The sequence below is a fragment of the Paraburkholderia sp. J11-2 genome (assembly GCF_905220185.1).
In the GTDB taxonomy this organism is placed as follows: domain Bacteria; phylum Pseudomonadota; class Gammaproteobacteria; order Burkholderiales; family Burkholderiaceae; genus Paraburkholderia.
This window is the reverse complement of record NZ_CAJMYY010000002.1, coordinates 23,441-42,757: the sequence shown is the minus strand read 5'-3', so window position 1 is coordinate 42,757 and position 19,317 is coordinate 23,441. Positions and strand designations below refer to the sequence as shown.

The window sequence follows — 19,317 nt, the reverse complement described above, 5'->3', positions numbered from 1 at the left end:
GACACCGCCGCAACTGTGGTTGGGACCAAGGCGCGCAAGGACTGTGTCGTGATATGGCAAGCGGCTTGAGTAGAGTGCGCTTCGGTCCGGATTGCTGCATTTCCATTGGACGGGGAACGCTCGACTATTTGGCGCTCATTTCTTCGCCAGCATCCCGTTGATCCAGGTACTGACGTTGCCGTCGACGCGCTCGTAGATTCCGCCATGGCCGCATCCGAGGGACGTCGTTCCCTGGACGCTGACGGCCCGAGCTGCGATGCCCGCTAGCAGCGTGGTCTTGCCGTTCTTGATGTAGAGCGGGCCGCCGCTGTCGCCCATGCATTGAACGCCGAGAAGGTTGTTGAGCGGAAGCGTCGCGAATTCGAAGCTCGCATTGCACCCATATTTATCGCACACCTGCGACGAGCCGATCGGGCCCATGATGCCGATGCCTGCCCAGCCCCGCTGGCCGTCCATCGCGCCACCATTGTCGCCCACATCGCGGTTGCCGTAGCCAACTGCGACGCCAGAACCTGCAGCGTTGAGCGCGGCCGCCGAGGCGAAGGCGGCTCGCGCATTTGGATCGTAGACGTCCCCCTGCGTTTCGACGATTGCGACGTCCGGGCCGCCGGCGCCGCACGCGGCCATGCTGGTGCTGTGTGTGATCGGCGTGAACTGCATGTCGCGGCCCTTCGCGACACCGACGCCCACCGAGCGCATTGTGTAATCACATACGCAGTGCGCGGCGGTCAACACGAGCCTCTTGGCGATTGCCACGCCCGAACAGAAATTGGTATGCGTGTCCCAGAGGAAGACGACGTTGGGATAGTGTGTGGACGCGTTATAGGCACTGATGAGGTTGAGGGAAGCTGGCCCGCTGCCCGGCTGCTGCGGAGGGGCACCCGAACCACCGAGGATCGGCGGCGACTGCGTCGGATCGGACACCGGTCCGTCAGTCTGTCCGGTCAGAATCTTGTTGGGATCGCCTTTGGCCGCTGCGTGCACGATAGATGACATCATCCTGCGATATTGCGGATCGTTGTCGAGCGGCGCGAGGTTGGGTGCTTCGAGATTTTTCAGCGCGTCCGTTGCGATCTGCGCCTGCGAGTGCTTCGCGTTCAGCGCGGTGATAGCTGATCGCAGGCTCGCGCTGAACTCCGGTGTGTCTTCGGCGAAGCGCCGGCCCGAAACCGCGAGGGCTTGCTTCGCGATCGCGCCGTTGTTACCAAACCCGTCGCCTATACTTACCGTTTGCGCCGAAGCCGGAACCATCAAGGCCCAGTACAACATGACCGATATTGTGCTGACGCACGATGACTTTGCTAGCATGGTCAAAGTTCCCGTTTTACCTGTCTCGTGGTTGTGCCGGAGGTGGTGATCCCCAGCGAAACGTGGAGCACTACGGACAACTCAAGCTTTGTTGGGCGGGAAGCGACGCCGCGTTGCTCTGCAGCGCAGATGCCGAGGCGGTGGTATACGCGCTTTGCGCGTTGTAAAGCGCCGCGCTAAGAGTCGCTTTGTCGGCGGCCACCTTACTTGCATTGGCAGGCGTGTTCTCGTCCGTCCGCAACGTGACGCAAGCCGATTTATAACTAGCGACGGCCGTATAGTACTTGCCGATATTGCCCTGCAGCGTGGAGTCGTTCTGCTCCTGCGTGAGTTGCCCTTGTGGCAGTAGTGCGTTGCTTAACGCATTGGTGGCGCCGTTCGTCGACGTACTGGATGCGAACGCTCCGGTCAGCGCTTGGAGAAAGGCGTTCGGATCTCCCACCTCGTGAATCGACGCAGTGACGGTGACTGGCTCGAACGGACCATCGGCGGGATTGCCAGAGGCGTCTTGATACGAAAGCCCGTTCGGCACGGTTTCGATCGGCACCAACGCCCATGCGGTTTGCGTGTTGTTGCCGATATCGCCGGGGGTCAGATTGTTGCTCGGCTTGATGTTGTAAATGTCTAGTGCGACCGACGCCGCTTTGTAGTAGTCGGCCTTTGAGTTCGGGTTGGGATTGGAGAAGGCGAGCGTTAGCGCGACGTGTTCTTTCTTGTTTTGCTCGAACACGCCGCCAAGCAGCGAGTGGGGGTAATACATCGCGGCGATGCGCGGTTGAACAATCTTGAATGTCTGCGCGCTCGGCCGAGGATCGCTTGTAGGTTCCAGCGCGATTTCCGCGTAGAACGTTGGTACCGTCAAAGGTAGCGTAGTCGGCTGTGGATTGGGCAAGCCCTGTGTAGTCGACAACACGGTGACCACACTACCGCCATGACCACAGGTGTCACTGAGCGCGGTTTTAAACGCCGGGTCCGTGCACCAGTCCTTGCCCACTGCGTCGGGTTTCGAAAGAGCGACGACGTAGCAGGTGGGTGCAGTCGCATTGTATTTGTTGCCGGCCGCGGACCATTCGGCGGTCTGGTAGTAAATCGAGCGGGTCGAACTGACCTGGTAGCCCGCCTTGTCCGCCGCCGCGGCAGCGGTCAACGACGACGCGAGGACGCCGACCGCCGCGCCGATCAGATCTCCTCCCAGCAGGTTCTGCGTCGCTGTCACCAACTCGCCGCCATGCTGATTGCCCGATGGGCAGAGCGGTTCTGGCCATACGTACAGCGTGGGGGGATCGGACGCGGAAGCGGCATGCGGCAGCAGCGAGCACCCAGCGGCCATCATGCAACAGGCAAGTGCACACACCATTTGCGCGTATTGCCATACGCGAATTCGAAAAGGGACAAGCGATGCGTGGTGAACAGAACAGGCAGCCTCGTCGAGAAGAGTCACGTGAACCATAGTTTTCCTTTTTGTTTATATCTGTTCATGACTGCTCAATCGCCTCGAATTTCAACGGCCGGCGGACACTTTCCAAGAAGTTAATGAGCGCGGCTCAATTGGTCAAGCGATTCTGTTTCGCGGTTAACGTATTGACGTGATTGGCCGGAAACCTTGCGGCACCGATTTGGGCACCATCAGTTTGGCAGGGTAAAACATGAGTGCCACGGTTCTCCGCTCACCAGACCGGACATCGGCTGTGCAGAAAGGAAAAAGTCCTGGCTGTCACGAGTCAGCGAGGACAGCTACAGCGTAGTACATCGGCAAAGCACCTGCCGTGGGGTTTACTCCAATTTGTCTTAACATGGCATGAGTCAAGGACTTGAAATCTAAATATATGTGCATGGCACCCAAAACCGGCGCAAGCCAATCCTGCCATCCCTTGTTTTCCGTGCACTTATTGTGTCCCAGAGTAAACGCTGTGCGCAGAGGTTTCCGCCCTCGCGTAAACATCTGATCGCGTCCTGGACAACGGCGTGCGTGTCCTTGCGAAGACGATGCGACTTGAGATTGCAGCCAGAGTCAACGTACTGCGTAGAACGACGCGCTACAAGATGCGTAGCCGCAGTGCTATGAACTGCCGACCGGTGGCGAACCCGACGTGTTGAATGTGCGCACCGCGGTGCGTTTGGCGCACGAGAAAAGTGCGAGTAATTCGTAGAGTAAATGAGTAAGCGATGCGTTTCGCGGGCCGTATAAGAAAAGCCAAGTGTAGTGTCCAGGCTGTCAACGTATTGCGCTGGGCAGACTGAGACCTGCTTGCGTTGAGATTCACGTGTTGCACTGTCGCGTGAGCGTGGATCTCGCGGTTAAGTGCGGAGCACCGTGAGCGATTCAGGCGAGAGAACTGGAATCTGCACGCGCACACACGCGGCGGCCGAAGCCAGAAATGCGCGTCAAGGTGATGTCGCTCGGCGTCAACGGCACGTGCGCGTCCGGCGTACCTTGATGCGTTGGTGAAGCGTGTCGTGTGCGCACAACATACTCAAAAAACTGCGTTGTTCTCCTACTTTCCCTTCGCTGCCAGTTTGTTCCTGCATGAGCAAGTCGTGCGCAAAAACCGTGTTGACGCGTGCTCAGGAGCTGCGCACGATGATGTCACGGCAATGCGTAGCCGATGTTCAGGAGAGTAACCATGCCTGTTGCGAAGGTCTATACGAAGTCGCAATGGGAGGCGTTTGCCCGCGCGCTCGATGCGCTGCCAGAGAAGCCGGATACCGAACGTGGCGTGACGGTGCGCGATGCGATGAAGGACATGCGTGTGCGCGTGCGGACTGCGCAGGCGATGGGCTATACGCTGGAGCAGATCGCGGAGCAGGCGCGGCAGCAAGGACTCGACATCACGGCTGGGACGATTCGCTACGCACTGCGCTCGACCGGGAAAGGCGGTAGCGCAGGTGGTGTTGCGCGGCCAGCACCAGCTGCACGCGCGCCCGGTGCTGAGAAGGTGTTCACGGCGCAATCGCGCACGCAGGATGTGACATCTCCGGCAAAGCATGTTCGCAAGGATGGGGGAAAGACAGAGGCCAGACCGCAATCCGGGCCGGTGCAGGGCGCACTCGGATTTGCGATCCGGCCCGACACCGACGATCTGTAGAGGAGTCGAGATGGATACGACAGTCAATCCCATCTATCTTGTGGGCGGTGGCAAGGGCGGTGTTGGCAAGAGCCTTGTTGCACTCGCGCTGGTCGATCATCTGCAGCGGCGCGGAGTGAAACCCGTGCTGGTTGAGAACGACACGTCAAACCCTGACGTGATGAAGGCCGTACAGGGCGAGATTGATTGCGCCGCGTTCGATCTGGACGAGGCGGACGGCTGGATCAACTTCGTGAACTACTGCGACGAGCATCGCGACGCAGTTGTGGTGGTCAGCACGGCAGCCCGCAACCAGGATGGCGTCGCCCGCTACGGTGCGACGCTGGCCAGCACGCTGGGCGAGCTTGGCAGGCGGCTCGTCGTGTTCTGGGTGATCAACCGGCAGCGCGACAGTCTGGAACTGCTGCGCCAGTTCGGGGAGACGTTTCCAGAGGCGATTACACATGTTGTGCGCAATGGCCACTACGGCGCGCCGGACAGGTTCGTGCTGTATCAGGACTCGAAAATCCGCAAGAGTGTCGAGGCGAAGGGCAAGTCGCTCGACTTTCCGGAACTCGCGGATCGCGTGGCGGACGATCTGCGCAGTCAGCGCCTGTCGGTGCGCAAGGCGGCAGAGTCGCTGCCCATTGGGCAGCGCGCGGAACTGCTGCGCTGGCGGGCCCTCTATGACACGATGTTCACCGGGGTGACGGGCAATGCCTGAACGGCGGGCGCGGCGCGGACGTCCTGTCGATCCGCTCGCCCGGCTCTTTTACGACGTGACCGGCGAGAAGCCGGACGACGCGAGCCTGCTGCGCATGCGCCGGGTGTCGGTGGCCCTGAATCTGCGCGACAACGATGCGCTGTGGTCGGTGCTGGCGGTGCTCGAATACTATGCGCGGCTTTACGAAGCGATGCCGGAGCGCATCCGGCAGGCAGGCAAGGGCAATCTGGACGCAGTGCGGGATGAGGCACGTGAGGCAACGGACGCGTTGATGGCGCAGCACCGCGACGCGCTCGCGCGCTGCAAGGTGACCATAGAACTCGCGGAACGGATGACCGTTGAACACGAGGCGAGGTATCGCGCGACGCTCGCGGCACTGAATGAACAGGCGTTGGTTGCGCAGGCGGGGCGCGCGGCTGACCGGATAGCGCGCATCGCGGGAAACCGGGTAGTGGGCGCGGTAGCCGCCGCGGCTCGCGAGCACCGGCAGCAACTCGACGCAGCGGTAGCTCTGTTTGAACGGGAAATGAGCGCGGCAGCGGCGCGAGCCGCGAAGGTTGAGCAGATAGCCGCACGACGGATGACGAAGGCGTTCCGCGCACTGGTGGCCGGGGCGTTGATCGTGATTCTGCTTGCGGCGACAGCGGGTGGGCTGGCGGGCCGCTACTCCGGTAGTCATATGGTGCGGGCAGACAGTTTGCCGTCTGCCCGCACGGGTCATACTTAGTTGTTGTTGCCTTTCAGGAACGCGAGGCCATCATGAAGCGTGCGCGAGGCCGGTAGCGGTCGGGAAGGGCCACGGCGGCTGCGTGCCGACTGTGGCGGGAGACACGGGCACGTCGCAAGCCGTGTGGTTGATGCCATTGTGATTGCTCCCGGGCTCGGCGGCACCTTCGTCGTCCTCCTGCGCGTCGTTGGAACCATTACCGGGTTCCGGGCTGTGTTCGTCCTCCGCCGCGTCTTCGTCCTCGTCGTCGCGGGTTTCCCATGACTGCGCGATCGGGATTCCCGTATCGGTGAGGATTTCCGGGAGCCACGCGACCTTTGCCAGACGCAGTTCGGCTGCGGCAGCAGCGTCGGCCTTCTTCATCTTCCCGAGGTCGGCGGCAACCTTTGGCGAAACTGCTGCGGACACGACTTCCCCAACGCGCGCCTTACTGACATGATCGAAGTACGTGGCACGGGTCGGCGTCCAGTACCGGGTCATGTCCAGGTTCAGCGCGCCCGCGAGCGCGTTGATCGCCTGTGGTTTTTCCTCGCCCACGATGCCGTCGAGCAGGGTGCCGGTGCAGAAGGCGAGCAGATCGAGCAGCGTCGTGCCAGGATCCTGTTTCGTGAGCCACGGCAGCAGGTCGGCGCGTTTCGCGGGCAACTCGGCGACCCATCGGGCGCGTTGTGCCTCAATCGCGTTCCAGGCGACGCTGGTGGGCAGGTCGTCCGCCGCGCGCAGCAGGTTGTCGTGATTGTTGTCGCCGGATAGCGCCAGATAGTCGCGCGCGGACGTGTAGCCGTAGTGCTCGGGCAGCGCCTGTGGGACGAGATGCCGCAACAGGGCGGCAAGCGCGACGGAGGGCTGCGTGACCAGTTCGGCGTGGATGGCGACGGTGCGGTGCGCGGTGAGTCGCTGGCAGAGTTTCGCGCTGTGGACCGGCTTGATCTTCGGAACAGGTCCGTCTGCCGGGTCCGCAGCTTCCGCCTGCGGCGTGCCGGTGACAGTTGCACCCGCCGCGTCCAGTGCCGCACTGTTCTCGCGCCGCACGAGACCGCGCTCGATGAGCAGTTTTCCCTGTGGATCGATGAGCACGAACACGCCCGCCTCTGCCATCTGCTGTGCATCCCACACCAGGGCGCGGCTTTCGAGTGCGACGATCGTGGCGTTGACCCGCCCGATTTCGGCATCAAGGCGGTCGGCTTCCTCATAGGCATTTTCATCGTCCTCGGACAGTGCCTCCAGCTTCCCGGCCAGTTCATCCTGCTGTGCGGTGAGTGCGGCCATCTCGCACTGCTCGTCGTCCGTAAAGGGGCGCTGGATGGGGCGCAGCTTGCCATAGCGGTTAAGCTCCAGCACGTCACACTCGACTCGGGTTTCTGTCCAACCCCAACCCTCGGCGCGCACTTCTTCTGCAGCCGCGTCGAGCTTCTGCGCGACGAGCCGCTGCAGCAGTGCGGCATCAGCAATGTAGCCCGCATTCCCGTCGTCACTGAAGAGGTCCCGGCGTACATACCCGCCTGCTGCTTCGTAGGTATGGAGGCCAATAAAGCGCACAAGGCGGCTGCTGCTCGCGTCGATTTCGGCCCGCGTGATCGCCTGCCGCAGATAGTTGGGCTGACGCTGCCAATCGTTCGCATCGAACCAGATGTGTTCCTGCGTTTCATGGTTGTCCGCGAGGGCGAGTGCGGCAAGCTGGTCGAGCGTGATCGCGTCCTCCCGCAACAGGGTCAACAGTTTTGGGGATACATTGGCGAGCTTCATGCGCCGTTTGACCGTGAGCGGCGAGGCGGAAAAGAGCGCGGCGATGTAATCGACGCTTCGCCCTTCCTCGGCCAGCATCCGGTATGCGCGCAACACGTCGAACGGGTCGAGTCCTTCGCGCTCGGTATTTTCGATCAGGGAAATGGCGAGGGCTTCGCCTTCGCTGACGATTCGCACGGGGACTGGGTAGTCGGCGGCGATGTCTTTCTGTTCGAAGAGGAGGTCGAGGGCGGCCTCGCGGCGCTGACCGGCGCACACGCCATATTTGCGCTGCCTTCCGCGCGATCCCTTGATCTCATGGACGACGAGGTTTTGCAGCAGACCCTTGGCCCGGATATTGGAGGCAAGGCCGGGAATGCCGGACAGGGGTTTCGTGCGCGCATTGAGTGGCGAAGGCCGCAGGATGGAGTACGGCACGGTCACGATAGGCTGCTCGTTGCCGAAGTGCGTTTCGAGAAAGGTAGCCGGCTCGGCAGTGTCCGCCGTCATGGTTTCGGATTGGGCTTGCATGGCTGACTCCAGAGAGTTGAAAAGAAGGTTCCGGGTCTGGGACTATCGGATTCCATCAGGACTCGACCCGTATAGGAATCCTGATGGATGAGGAGAAAAAGTGGTTTTCTTACGCCTCTCGTAGCTACGCCTTCATCTGGCGCATGGCGTCCGCGAGCATCCAGAGGGCGCGATTGAGCTTCACGTTCTGGTCGATGCCGGTGATGGGGCGGGTGGACATCGAGCGACCCGTGCGCGAGCGACCATGCAAGCCGCCCTTGGTGAGGTTTTCCTGTACGCGGTTAAAGACGGTCCAGAGGTCGTCGCGGCGATCCTCGAAGCGGCGCGGGGCGAGTAACTGGCTGTCGGTGACCGGGGCCGGGGCCTCCGTGTCGGTCGGGTCATAGCGCAGCGCGAGTGCGGAGCGGGCGAACGCATGCTGTTCGTCGCGGTCGAGCGTGACGGCGCGCATGCTTTCCTTCTGCTCGCAGATCAGGTCAAAACCGTCGAGCACGTCGAACGCACCGTTGATCACGTTCTGAACAATGTTGCCCTTATGCGGGACGCGGATATCGGCGACGTTGTCGCCCGCCACCATGCCGTTCTGGCAGACGAAGCGCAGCATGCCCGCGAGCATCTGGTAACTGCTGGTGCCATCGTGCGAGTTCAGCAGCACGATTTCATTGGCTTCCTCGCCGGTAATCTGGTCGGCGTGACGAAGCCGAAGCATGTGTTTCGTGTACTCGCGACGGTCGTCGTGCCGCACGCGCGTCTGGCAGACCATGAAGGGTTGGAAACCCTCGTTACGCAGGCCGCGTAGCACGTCGATGGTCGGAATGTAGGTGTAGCGTTCGGAGCGGCTTTCGTGCTTGCCATCCGCGAAGATGGACGGGGCAACGCGGCGAATCTGGTCGTCCGACAGGGGCGAGTCAGCGCGCAGCATCGGGGAGCCGTAACGGAAGGAAGAAGCGAGTTGCATGGCAATCTCCACAGTCAAGGTTGAGGACCTGAACCGGGCGAAGGGATGTGATTTGCCGTTGCGGCTGGACACCTCCCGGTGGAACTCGGGGTTGGCTTTGCTGCCGCGAGGCTCCCGGGTTCCCGCCCGTGCGACTTGAGGAGCCGATAGCGGGCAGGCGTCAAGGAAAAAGGCGAGGGAGGGGTGCGGGCAACACGGTCCCTCGCCCCTTGACGCCTGTCCGCTATCGGCTACGGTCGCGGGTCAAGGGCGGGACCCTGGGAACCGGATGCATGCCGGGCCTCGGGTTGACCGGGCAGGGGCGAGGCTGAAAGGCTGGAGGATGAGCGGGTTTGATTGTTGCGCCAGGGATTGATGCCGGGCAGGGGCGTGACGCGGGGACGCGGCACGACGCGCAGCGCGAGAGCCCGGTCACGGCGCGTCAGCGTCGGGTCCGGTGGGGAAAGCGGCATGCAAACGTCGAAGGTTACGTCTGGAGAGACGTAAAGGCCCGGCTGAAATAGAGCCGGTGCCCGGTGCTAATTTTTCAAGCGAGCATGACTGGTATCCGCTATGGACTGCCAGCGAGTGACGCGGGAGGTGATCCATCGCAACTGCTTCGTCGGACCTGCGAAAAGGGGAACGGGCGCGCCGCCACAGATCGTGGCAGACGCGTCCGTGAGCGCAGGATGGTGCAGGGCGTTCAGGCGGGAGCCGACCAGCGGCTCACCTGCCTGACATCGTCTTAGAAGCGGTGACGGATCCCGGCAGTCACGCCCACCTGGTTCGGTGTCGACGAGGGCGGGAGAGCATTGGCGATCGAGGTCGAATTGTCGACGACAAAGCCCTGGCCATCGTTGTAGAGGTCACCGGACGCATGCTGGTAGACGCCAGCGAAGTACAGGTCAGTCCGCTTGCTGAGCGAGTAGTCGGTGCCCAGCGTGACCGAGTGCCAGCGCGGGCTGCTCGATTGTGTGCCGGCGCCCGATGTCTTGCCGAACGTATAGGTATATTCGCCCACCAGCGCGAGCGCCGGCGTGAGACCGTAGGTGCCGTTTAGCTCGATATTGTCAAAGTGAGCGTTGAGCGCAGGGACGCCATCTTGCGGGGCAAAGGTCGCGCCGTTCAGGATGGTGTGGGTCCAGAGCAGACCAACCGTACCCGGCCCGAACGCGTAGTTGGCGCCGACGCCAAACGTGCGCTGCAGGTTCGCATCCTGCAGCACTGCAACGGCCGGACTCGGGTTCGCGACAGCAGCGTTGGGATTGATGTTCGACTGGTCGTAGGCGGCCGCAACCGTGAGCGGGCCGTTCGAATAGCCCGCGCCCACGCTCCATGCGCGACCGTTGGCAAAGCCGCCTGCCTGGTTACTGAAGCCGTAGAGGGCGCCGAAGTGGAAGCCCGAGTGGTTCGCGCTCTCGTACTTGACCGAATTGGCAACCGAATACTGGGCGCCGATGTTGTCGTTGTTCAGCGGGTGCGCTGCGACATTGACACCGCCGGCCTGGCCGGCCAGCGCGAGCGGCGAGAGATAGTCGACCACGGAGTCGTACTGGCGGCCGAGCGTGAGCGTCCCGTACTGGTTGTTCTGCAGACCGACATAAGCCTGACGGTTGAACAGGCCGTTACCGGCGAAGCCGCCATTGGTCAGGTCAAATCCGCTTTCGAGCCTGAAGATTGCCTTGGTGCCACCGCCCAGGTCTTCAACGCCTTTGAGGCCGAAATACGTGTTCGACAGGGTGCTACTGTGTTCCAGCCAGTTGCTGTGTCCTTCCCAGTTGTTCACGTAGAGCAGGCCTGCATCAAGCGAGCCGTACAGGGTCACGCTGCTTTGTGCGTGTGCCGCTGCGCTGAAAGTGCTCGCAACGCCAAGAATAATCAGTGTTTTTTTCAGATTGAATTTCATGATTTCATTTCCATAAGGCTTCGCCAATCAGTCAGCCGTAACCGGCAATGATCGGAACTGATGAGCGAGGCGAATATAGCTGCTGACAAGCGGCGCGATGTAGGTTGGGAGCAACGCAATGGCGATGTATCGATAGTGCTTGACCGGGGACAAGCGCTAATCGCGAGGCTCACAAAAACCGGGGTCGTTATTGCTGACTAGAGCGTTGCGAGTTCCGTCATTGTCTGGTTGAGAGCGCAAATTGGGTCTCGTATCGTGCACCAAGTTCGGCGCACGCCGGGCCACGTTCCGTCGTTCACAACTCAAAATCGACAATGAAACTACGACATCTCTCCACCTATGCGTTGGTTACCCTGATTGCGGCAGCGGTGACCGGCTGCTCCACTGCCTCGGGTCCGCGCCACAATCTCGACGTCGTCACACTCGCAAACGGCACCCAAGCCTGGCGCGTTCAGTGTCTTGGCTTGCTCGAAAGTTCAAAGGCCTGTATGGCCAAGGTCACCGAAATTTGCGGCAACAAGGAGCCGCTGCGAGTTTCGTCGGTGGATCGCGCTGTTTCGGGCTTCAAGCCGGAAGACGATCCGCGCGAAATCACGTTCATCTGTCAGGCGCCGCAACCGGTAGTTCAGCAGCAGCCCGTCGTACAGATGCCGCCTCCGCCCCCGGCACCGCCGCGGGTCGAGCCGCGCACGATTACGCTGAACGCTGACGCCAACTTCGCGTTCAACAAAGCGGAATTGTTGCCGCCTGGCAAAGAGCAACTCGACCGCTTTGTTCATGACAGCGACGGCATCAATATTGGCACTGTTGCGATTAGCGGCTATACGGACTCGGTGGGTTCGAAGGCCTATAACGATCGCCTCTCGCTGCGTCGCGCGCAAACCGTGCGCAACTATCTGGACTCACACGGTCTGCGTGTTGGTCAGTATGAAGTGCATGGCTATGGTGCTTCGAAGCCAGTTGCATCGAATGCCACCGCAGAGGGCCGAGCGCAGAATCGCCGGGTTGAGATTCAGACGAGTGGCGTTACCGCGCGCTAAGCCGTATCCGTAGTACCAGAGTGCACGGCTCGTCCGCGTTCACGCGGACGAGTGCGCCAGATTGCTGGGGCCGCTAAGGCAGCGGTCCAGCGCGTTCGCGCGTTATTCCACTGAGCGTGCAGATATTGTAGGCAGAATTCCATGAGAGATCATGACTACCCGTAAATCGGGCGGCGTGCGATGGCCCATCGCGTTGAATGCTGATTTCATCCAGTGAAAATTATTATTATTCATGGATAAATCGCATGTGAATTTCAAATTATATTCATCCTCGTAATTTATAGAAATTAACAAAAATCTCGAGCGAGCGCGATGATGGGGTGAATTTCTGTCGCAATTGTCAATTTGACGTTGCAGCCCTTTATTTCCGGACTCGTCTTGAATCTTCCTATTTATATGAAGAATAAGGTGGAGGGTGCCGTATCAGGATGATGGGGATTGCTGGAAATTTCTGAAATATCCGAATCAAAAATTCTCTGATTTTCTCCGTTCGCTTGATATGGCCGGAAACTCCTTCGAAGCTGGATTTTTCCGTTATGGAGCATTGCGGGGCAGTACGTGATGTGGATTTCGGCGCAATGAATTCACGTTAAAGAATTTTTGAACGGGACACAGAAATTGAACAAAACATATAGGTCTGTCTGGAACGAGTCCACGGGGACGTGGGTAGCGGTTCAAGAGAATACTGCGGCACGTAGAAAGGGAGCGAGTGTTCGCGGTGCAGTCGCGGTGGTGATCTTGAGCAGTTCTGCAACTGGGGCTTTGGCCGGTTCATTGGACGGTGGTGTTGCAACGGGGAGCAATGGTGCACAGGCCATTGGCGGTGCCGCGCGTGCCACAGGCACAGGTGCGATCGCAATGGGAAACTCGGGATCGTTTTCCGGGTCCACGCTTGCTTCCGGAATGGATTCGATGGCGCTGGGCAATGGCACAGTTGCTAGCCAGGAATCGGCTGTTGCGCTGGGTGCTGCCGCGTCCGCAACGGGTGGCGGTTCTGTCGCGGTAGGCGGGGCTGCGCTGGCGTCGGGGCAAAATGCGATTTCCATCGGTGGAACATCGACTGGCAAGGGCGGTGCCTTCAATGTTGCTAGCGGCGCGAATTCAATATCGCTGGGAAGCCAGACAACGGCCTCTAGTGCGTCTTCGATCGCGATCGGCACTGGAGCGAAGTCGACGACGGCGAATTCGGTGGCGCTGGGCAACGGCGCAGCGACTTCAGTAGCGGTGGCCACAGCGAGCGGCGTGATCGGCGGCACGACGTACAACTACGCCGGCACGAGCCCGACGGGCACAGTGAGCGTGGGTGCGGCAGGCGCCGAGCGCACGATTACAAACGTGGCCGCAGGCCGGGTGACAGCATCGAGCACGGATGCGGTGGATGGTTCGGAGCTCTATGCTACGAACACCAAGGTTACGCAGAACACGTCGGACATCTCGAACCTGTACAGCGAGGTCACGCAAATCAGCGGCAGCGCTCTCGGTGCTGTGATTTACGACTCGTCGGCACATACGTCGGTGACGTTGGGTGGTGTGGGTTCGACCTCTGCAGTGGCGTTGCATAACGTGGCGAGCGGCGCGCTGAGCGCGTCGAGCACCGACGCGGTGAACGGCGCACAACTGTACGGCGTGAGTCAGACGCTCACGAACGTCAATAACTCGATCACGAAGATCAACAACACGTTGACCACCGCCGGCTGGGGTGCGCAGCAGAATGCATCGAGTCCCGCCGGCTATACGTACGGTGGCTTCATCACCGACGCAAACGGCCATGTAAGCAATCCAGCGGTTCTTTACGTGCCGAATACCACTGGCACCGCGAACGCGCACATTGTTCTCGATCCGGGTCAAGGCAGCAGCCAGTATTTCGTGAATGGCGATCGCAGCCAGGGTCGCCTGCCGGAAGGCACGGTCCTCAGCAACGTCGCAGATGGCATCCAGGATACAGACGCGGCTAACGTTGGACAGGTCTACGACATCGTAGCGCAGGCGCAGGATGGCGGTGGCGGCGTGGTCTCTGCGACGCCGAAGCTGATGATGAGCGCAAGGTTGCTCGGTGCCGCGCCCTCGGGTTCGGGCGTCAACACGACTGGTTTGACCACGACGTACAAGACTGCAGCCTATTACTCGCAGGTCTCGGGCCTGGGCAACAGTTCCGGCTCGACGGCGCCTTCGGATGTGGCGCGCGCCGCTGGCGCTGGCTCCATCGCAGTCGGCTCGAACGCCTATACGACGGGCACGGCAGGTACAGCGGTAGGCGTGCAGGCGTATACGTCGGCAAGCGACGCCGTTGCGCTGGGTTCGGGTTCGGTCGCAAATCAGGCTAATACGGTTTCGGTCGGTAGCGACGGAACGGGTTCGTATGTCGCTTACGACTCGAGCAACAACGCGTACACGATCCAGAACGCGCAGAACACGCGCCGCATCGTGAACATGGCAGCGGGCGAAGCGGACACGGACGCCGTGAACGTTTCGCAGCTCAAGGGCGTGACGAATGCGCTGGGTAGCGGAACGAGCGTGAATGCCGATGGTTCGATTGCCGCTCCGGCCTACGTGCTCAATGGCTCCACCTATAGCGATGTGGGTTCGGCGTTGCAGGCTGTCGATAACGATGCGCAATCAAGCTCGAGCGATGCCGTCAAGTACGACTCGTCGGCGCATGCCTCGGTGACGCTGGGCGGCAAGGGTTCGTCCACGCCTGTTGCGCTGACGAACGTCGCCAACGGTGCATTGAGCGCATCGAGCATCGACGCGGTGAACGGCTCGCAGCTGTACGCGACGAACACGAATGTTTCGAACCTCGCAGGCACCGTGACTAACATCGCAGGCGATGTGACGAATCTGGCAGGCAAGGTAGCCGATGCGGTGACGTACGACTCGTCGGCGCACGACAAGCTGACGCTGGGCGGCGCGGGCTCGACTACGCCGGTTGCGCTGACGAACGTCGCCAACGGTGCATTGAGCGCATCGAGCGTCGACGCGGTGAACGGCTCGCAGCTGTATGCGACGAACACGAATGTCTCGAACCTCGCGGGCGCCGTGACGAACATCGCTGGCGACGTGACGAACCTGGCAGGCAAGGTAGCCGATGCGGTGACGTATGACTCGTCGGCGCACGACAAGCTGACGCTGGGCGGCGCGGGTTCGACCACGCCGGTTGCGCTGACGAACGTCGCCAACGGTGCATTGAGCGCATCGAGCGTCGACGCGGTGAACGGCTCGCAGCTGTATGCGACGAACACGAACGTCTCGAACCTCGCAGGCGCCGTGACTAACATCGCAGGCGATGTGACGAATCTCGCGGGTAAAGTAGCCGATGCGGTGCTGTACGATGCATCGACGCATGACTCGGTGACGCTGGGCGGTGTGGGCTCGACCACACCGGTCACGCTCCACAACGTTGCGAATGGCCTTGCCAACAACGACGCCGTGAACGTGGCGCAGCTGGCTTCGGCAGGCTTCAACCTCGACAGTTCGGGGGCGGTGCTCAACAAGGCCGTTACGTACGATGCTGGCTCGATCGCGTCGGGCAAGCCCACGATCACGCTGGACCCAGGCACGGGCAACAGCGCCTACTTTGTCGACGGCAATCGCCAGGATGGTCATTTGCCGGCTGGCACGGTCATCAGCAACGTGGCCAATGGTATCCAGGATACGGATGCCGCGAACGTTGGCCAGGTGTACGACATCATGAACAGCTCGCAAACCGGTGCCAGCGGCGTGCAAATGATGCGAGCGTCGCTGCTGGGTGCGGCACCGTCGGGTTCGGGCGTCGATACGACTGGTTTGACCACGACGTACAAGACTGCAGCCTATTACTCGCAGGTCTCGGGGCTGGGCAACAGTTCCGGCTCGACGCCGCCTTCGGATGTGGCGCGCGCCGCTGGCGCTGGCTCCATCGCAGTCGGCTCGAACGCCTATACGACGGGCACGGCAGGTACAGCGGTAGGCGTGCAGGCGTATACGTCGGCAAGCGACGCCGTTGCGCTGGGTTCGGGTTCGGTCGCAAATCAGGCTAATACGGTTTCGGTCGGTAACGACGGAACGGGTTCGTATGTCGCTTACGACTCGAGCGGCAACGCGTACACGATCCAGAACGGGCAGAACACGCGCCGCATCGTGAACATGGCAGCGGGCGAGGCGGACACGGACGCCGTGAACGTTTCGCAGCTCAAGGGCGTGACGAATGCGCTTGGCGGCGGCGCGAGCGTGAATGCCGATGGTTCGATCGCTGCTCCGGCCTACGATGTGGCAGGCAAGACGTACTCGGACGTGGGTTCGGCCATTTCGGCCTTGGCGGCCGATGATGGTGGCGGCTCGCCGTCTCCTGACACGGTTGTGTATGACTCGTCGCTGCACGACAAGCTTACCCTGGGCGGAGTCGGCTCGACTACGCCGGTGGCGCTGATCAACGTGGCAAACGGCGCACTGAGCGCGTCGAGCGTCGATGCGGTGAACGGCTCGCAACTGTATGCACTCGGTGCGAAGACGGATGCCTCGGGTAACGTGCTCAACGCCTTCGTTGCTTATGACGATACGTCGATGGCCAAGGTGACGCTGGGCGGCGCAGGCTCGACCACGCCGGTTGCGCTGACGAACGTGGCAAATGGTGCATTGAGCGTATCAAGCGTAGATGCGGTGAACGGCTCGCAGCTGTATGCAACGAACACGACGGTTTCGAACCTCGCGGGCACCGTGACGAACCTGGCAGGCAAGGTGGCCGATGCGGTGCTGTATGACTCGTCGGCGCATGACTCGCTGACGTTGGGTGCAGTCGGCTCGACCACGCCGGTGGCGCTGCACAACGTCAAGGCGGGTGTGGTGACCGCATCCAGCACCGATGGAGTGAACGGCTCGCAACTCTATGGTCTGGCGTCGGGCACAGCGCAGGCACTGGGTGGCAACGCCTCGGTGACGCCGAACGGTTCGATCAGCACGCCGAATTATGTTCTTGACAACACAACCTACAGCGATGTGGGCACGGCGCTGAAAGCGTTGGATGCGGAGGCGCGTTCGGGTTCCGTCGACGGCGTGGTGTATGACTCGTCGGCGCACGACAAGCTGACGCTGGGCGGCTCGGGCTCGACCACGCCGGTTGCGCTGACGAACGTGGCGAACGGTGCGCTGAGCGCATCGAGCGTCGACGCGGTGAACGGCTCGCAGCTGTACGCACTGGGTGCGAAGACCGATGCCTCGGGCAACGTGCTCAACGCCTTCGTTGCTTACGACGATACGTCGATGGGCAAGGTCACGCTGGGCGGCTCGGGCTCGACCACGCCGGTTGCGCTGACGAACGTGGCAAACGGGACGCTGAGTGCATCGAGCGTAGACGCGGTGAACGGCTCGCAACTGTACGCACTGGGTGCGAAGACCGATGCCTCGGGCAACGTGCTCAACGCCTTCGTTGCCTACGACGATACGTCGATGGGCAAGGTGACGCTGGGTGGTGCAGGATCGACCACGCCGGTTGCGCTGACGAACGTGGCAAACGGGACGCTGAGTGCATCGAGCGTCGACGCGGTGAACGGCTCGCAACTCTATGCACTGGGCGCGAAGACCGATGCATCGGGCAACGTGCTTAACGCGTTCGTTGCCTACGACGACACGTCGATGGGATCGGTGACGTTGGGTGGTGTCGGTTCGAGTACGCCGGTGGCGCTGCACAACATCAAGGCGGGTGCGGTGAACGCATCCAGCACCGATGGCGTGAACGGCTCGCAACTCTATGGTCTGGCGTCGAGCACGGCCAGTGCGCTGGGTGGCGGTGCAACGGTTAGCCAGAGCGGAACGATCGGCGTGCCGAGTTACTCGATCGATGGCCATACCTACAACAACGTCGGTTCGGCGCTGGACGCAATTGCGTCGCTCGCAGATGGCGGTTCCGTGGACTCCGTGATGTACGACTCGTCAACGCATACCAGGCTGACGCTGGGCGGTGTAGGCTCGACCACGCCGGTAGCGCTGACAAACGTGGCGAACGGGACGCTGAGCGCTTCGAGCGTCGACGCGGTGAACGGCTCGCAGCTGTATGCGCTGGGCGCGAAGACCGATGCCTCGGGTAACGTGCTGAACGCCTTCGTTGCCTACGACAACACGTCGATGAGTTCGGTCACACTCGGCGGCGTCGGCTCGAAGACGCCGGTCGTGCTGCACAACGTCGCGAACGGCACGTCGGCCAACGACGCCGTGAACCTGTCGCAGCTCGAAGCGATGGGCGCGAACATCGATACGTCGGGTAACGTGACGAACGCATTCGTCGCCTACGACGATACGTCGAAGAGTGCGATCACGCTTGGCGGAGTCGGCTCGACCACGCCGGTCGCGATCCACAACGTTGCAACGGGCGCAGTTGCGGCGGGCAGTAGTGACGCCGTGAACGGCGGTCAGCTCTACAACGTTGCGCAGAGCACGGCTTCCGCGTTGGGTGGTGGCTCGACGGTGAATCCGGATGGTTCGATTTCGGCGCCGACGTACACGGTGGGCGGCAACACTTACAACAATGTTGGCGGCGCGATCACGAACCTCGATGGACGCGTGAGCAGCATCGAGAATACGGTGACCAACATTGCCGGTACGGTGGCCAATGCGGTGCAGTACGACTCGTCGGCACACAATCAGGTGACGCTCGGCGGTACGAGTTCGACCTCCACAGTCAAGTTGACCAATCTGACCGATGCGGCTCTGACTGCGACCAGCACCGACGCCGTGACGGGCGAGCAGTTGTACGCGACGAACCAGCAAGTCGCGAACCTGGGCCAGGCGATCCAGAACATCGGCGACACGGGTTCCCAGTACGTATCGACCAACACGACGAGTGGAGCAGCTTCCGCGACCGGCAGCAACTCGATCGCGGCGGGCGGCGGCGCGACGGCATCGGGTGCGAACTCGACGGCAATCGGCGACAAGGCTTCGGCCACGGGCAACAACTCGGTCGCTCTGGGTGCGAACTCGGTGGCGAACGAGGACAACACCGTGTCCGTGGGCTCGGCGGGTAACGAACGACGTATTACCAACGTGGCGAGTGGTGTCAACGCGACGGATGCCGTCAATATGGGACAGTTCCAGGCCGGTATGAACAATATCCAGTCTGGCATGACGAATCTGCAGCGTGGCGCATACGGCGGTGTGGCGGCGGCAACGGCGCTCACCATGATCCCGGACGTCGATCAGGGCAAGACCATTGCGGTTGGCGTCGGTACGGCCAACTACAAGGGCTACCAGGCGACGGCGCTCGGTGCATCGGCACGCGTCACCCAGAATCTGAAGGTGAAACTGGGTGCGGGATACAGCGAAGGCGGCGGGACCACCGTCGGCGCCGGCATGTCGTACCAGTGGTAAGTGGCCAGAAAACGGAGCG

Annotated in this window: 10 protein-coding genes and 1 pseudogene; 6 read left to right on the top strand and 5 right to left on the bottom strand. The window is 61.6% G+C overall.

The window, feature by feature from the left end:
* Window positions 1–135: 135 nt before the first annotated feature.
* On the bottom strand, window positions 136–1,269 hold the full coding sequence (locus U5A57_RS02460; RefSeq protein ID WP_321907884.1) for a trypsin-like serine protease: 1,134 nt from the start codon (window positions 1,267–1,269) through the stop codon (window positions 136–138).
* A 109-nt stretch (window positions 1,270–1,378) separates the two neighbouring features.
* Window positions 1,379–2,749: a hypothetical protein gene (locus U5A57_RS02455; protein WP_321907882.1), complete on the bottom strand. Its 1,371-nt coding sequence runs from the start codon at window positions 2,747–2,749 to the stop codon at window positions 1,379–1,381.
* Window positions 2,750–3,932: 1,183 nt separating this feature from the next.
* Between U5A57_RS02455 and U5A57_RS02450 the strand changes: the two genes are divergently transcribed.
* The 3 genes from U5A57_RS02450 to U5A57_RS02440 are packed head-to-tail and all read left to right on the top strand — an operon-like array spanning window position 3,933 to window position 5,824.
* Window positions 3,933–4,394: a hypothetical protein gene (locus tag U5A57_RS02450; protein WP_321907880.1), complete on the top strand. Its 462-nt coding sequence runs from the start codon at window positions 3,933–3,935 to the stop codon at window positions 4,392–4,394.
* A gap of 10 nt (window positions 4,395–4,404) precedes the next feature.
* Window positions 4,405–5,097, top strand: a complete 693-nt coding sequence (locus U5A57_RS02445; protein ID WP_110856520.1) for a protein mobD — start codon at window positions 4,405–4,407, stop codon at window positions 5,095–5,097.
* Window positions 5,090–5,824 carry a hypothetical protein gene (locus U5A57_RS02440; RefSeq protein WP_321907877.1) on the top strand — a complete coding sequence of 245 codons (735 nt, stop codon included), beginning with the start codon at window positions 5,090–5,092 and terminating at the stop codon, window positions 5,822–5,824. The genes U5A57_RS02445 and U5A57_RS02440 overlap by 8 nt, the downstream gene beginning before the upstream one ends.
* Window positions 5,825–5,854: 30 nt before the next feature.
* On the opposite strand, the gene U5A57_RS02435 is transcribed toward U5A57_RS02440, so the two are convergent.
* From U5A57_RS02435 to U5A57_RS02425, 3 genes are all read right to left on the bottom strand, one after another.
* Entirely contained in the window at window positions 5,855–8,080 is a 2,226-nt protein-coding gene (locus U5A57_RS02435) for a ParB/Srx family N-terminal domain-containing protein (RefSeq protein ID WP_321907875.1), read from the bottom strand.
* Window positions 8,081–8,204: 124 nt separating this feature from the next.
* Entirely contained in the window at window positions 8,205–9,038 is an 834-nt protein-coding gene (locus U5A57_RS02430) for a DUF932 domain-containing protein (protein ID WP_321907874.1), read from the bottom strand.
* 724 nt (window positions 9,039–9,762) lie between these two features.
* On the bottom strand, window positions 9,763–10,911 hold the full coding sequence (locus tag U5A57_RS02425; RefSeq protein WP_321908557.1) for a porin: 1,149 nt from the start codon (window positions 10,909–10,911) through the stop codon (window positions 9,763–9,765).
* A gap of 326 nt (window positions 10,912–11,237) precedes the next feature.
* Between U5A57_RS02425 and U5A57_RS02420 the strand changes: the two genes are divergently transcribed.
* The 3 genes and pseudogenes from U5A57_RS02420 (at window position 11,238) to U5A57_RS02410 (ending at window position 19,298) form a co-directional block, all read left to right on the top strand.
* The gene (locus U5A57_RS02420; RefSeq protein WP_321907873.1) at window positions 11,238–11,963 is read left to right on the top strand and encodes an OmpA family protein; all 726 of its coding nucleotides are present in this window, start codon (window positions 11,238–11,240) and stop codon (window positions 11,961–11,963) included.
* A gap of 600 nt (window positions 11,964–12,563) precedes the next feature.
* Window positions 12,564–13,136: pseudogene (locus U5A57_RS41655) on the top strand (ESPR domain-containing protein); the annotation flags it as partial.
* 15 nt (window positions 13,137–13,151) lie between these two features.
* On the top strand, window positions 13,152–19,298 hold the full coding sequence (locus U5A57_RS02410) for a YadA-like family protein (RefSeq protein WP_321907869.1): 6,147 nt from the start codon (window positions 13,152–13,154) through the stop codon (window positions 19,296–19,298).
* Window positions 19,299–19,317 lie beyond the last annotated feature (19 nt).

What these genes read in the sequence shown, in the direction of transcription:
- U5A57_RS02460 (WP_321907884.1), bottom strand. Translation starts at nt 1,269, where the DNA reads ATGTTGTACTGGGCCTTGATGGTTCCGGCTTCGGCGCAAACGGTAAGT.
- U5A57_RS02450 (WP_321907880.1), top strand. Translation starts at nt 3,933, where the DNA reads ATGCCTGTTGCGAAGGTCTATACGAAGTCGCAATGGGAGGCGTTTGCC.
- U5A57_RS02445 (WP_110856520.1), top strand. Translation starts at nt 4,405, where the DNA reads ATGGATACGACAGTCAATCCCATCTATCTTGTGGGCGGTGGCAAGGGC.
- U5A57_RS02440 (WP_321907877.1), top strand. Translation starts at nt 5,090, where the DNA reads ATGCCTGAACGGCGGGCGCGGCGCGGACGTCCTGTCGATCCGCTCGCC.
- U5A57_RS02435 (WP_321907875.1), bottom strand. Translation starts at nt 8,080, where the DNA reads ATGCAAGCCCAATCCGAAACCATGACGGCGGACACTGCCGAGCCGGCT.
- U5A57_RS02430 (WP_321907874.1), bottom strand. Translation starts at nt 9,038, where the DNA reads ATGCAACTCGCTTCTTCCTTCCGTTACGGCTCCCCGATGCTGCGCGCT.
- U5A57_RS02420 (WP_321907873.1), top strand. Translation starts at nt 11,238, where the DNA reads ATGAAACTACGACATCTCTCCACCTATGCGTTGGTTACCCTGATTGCG.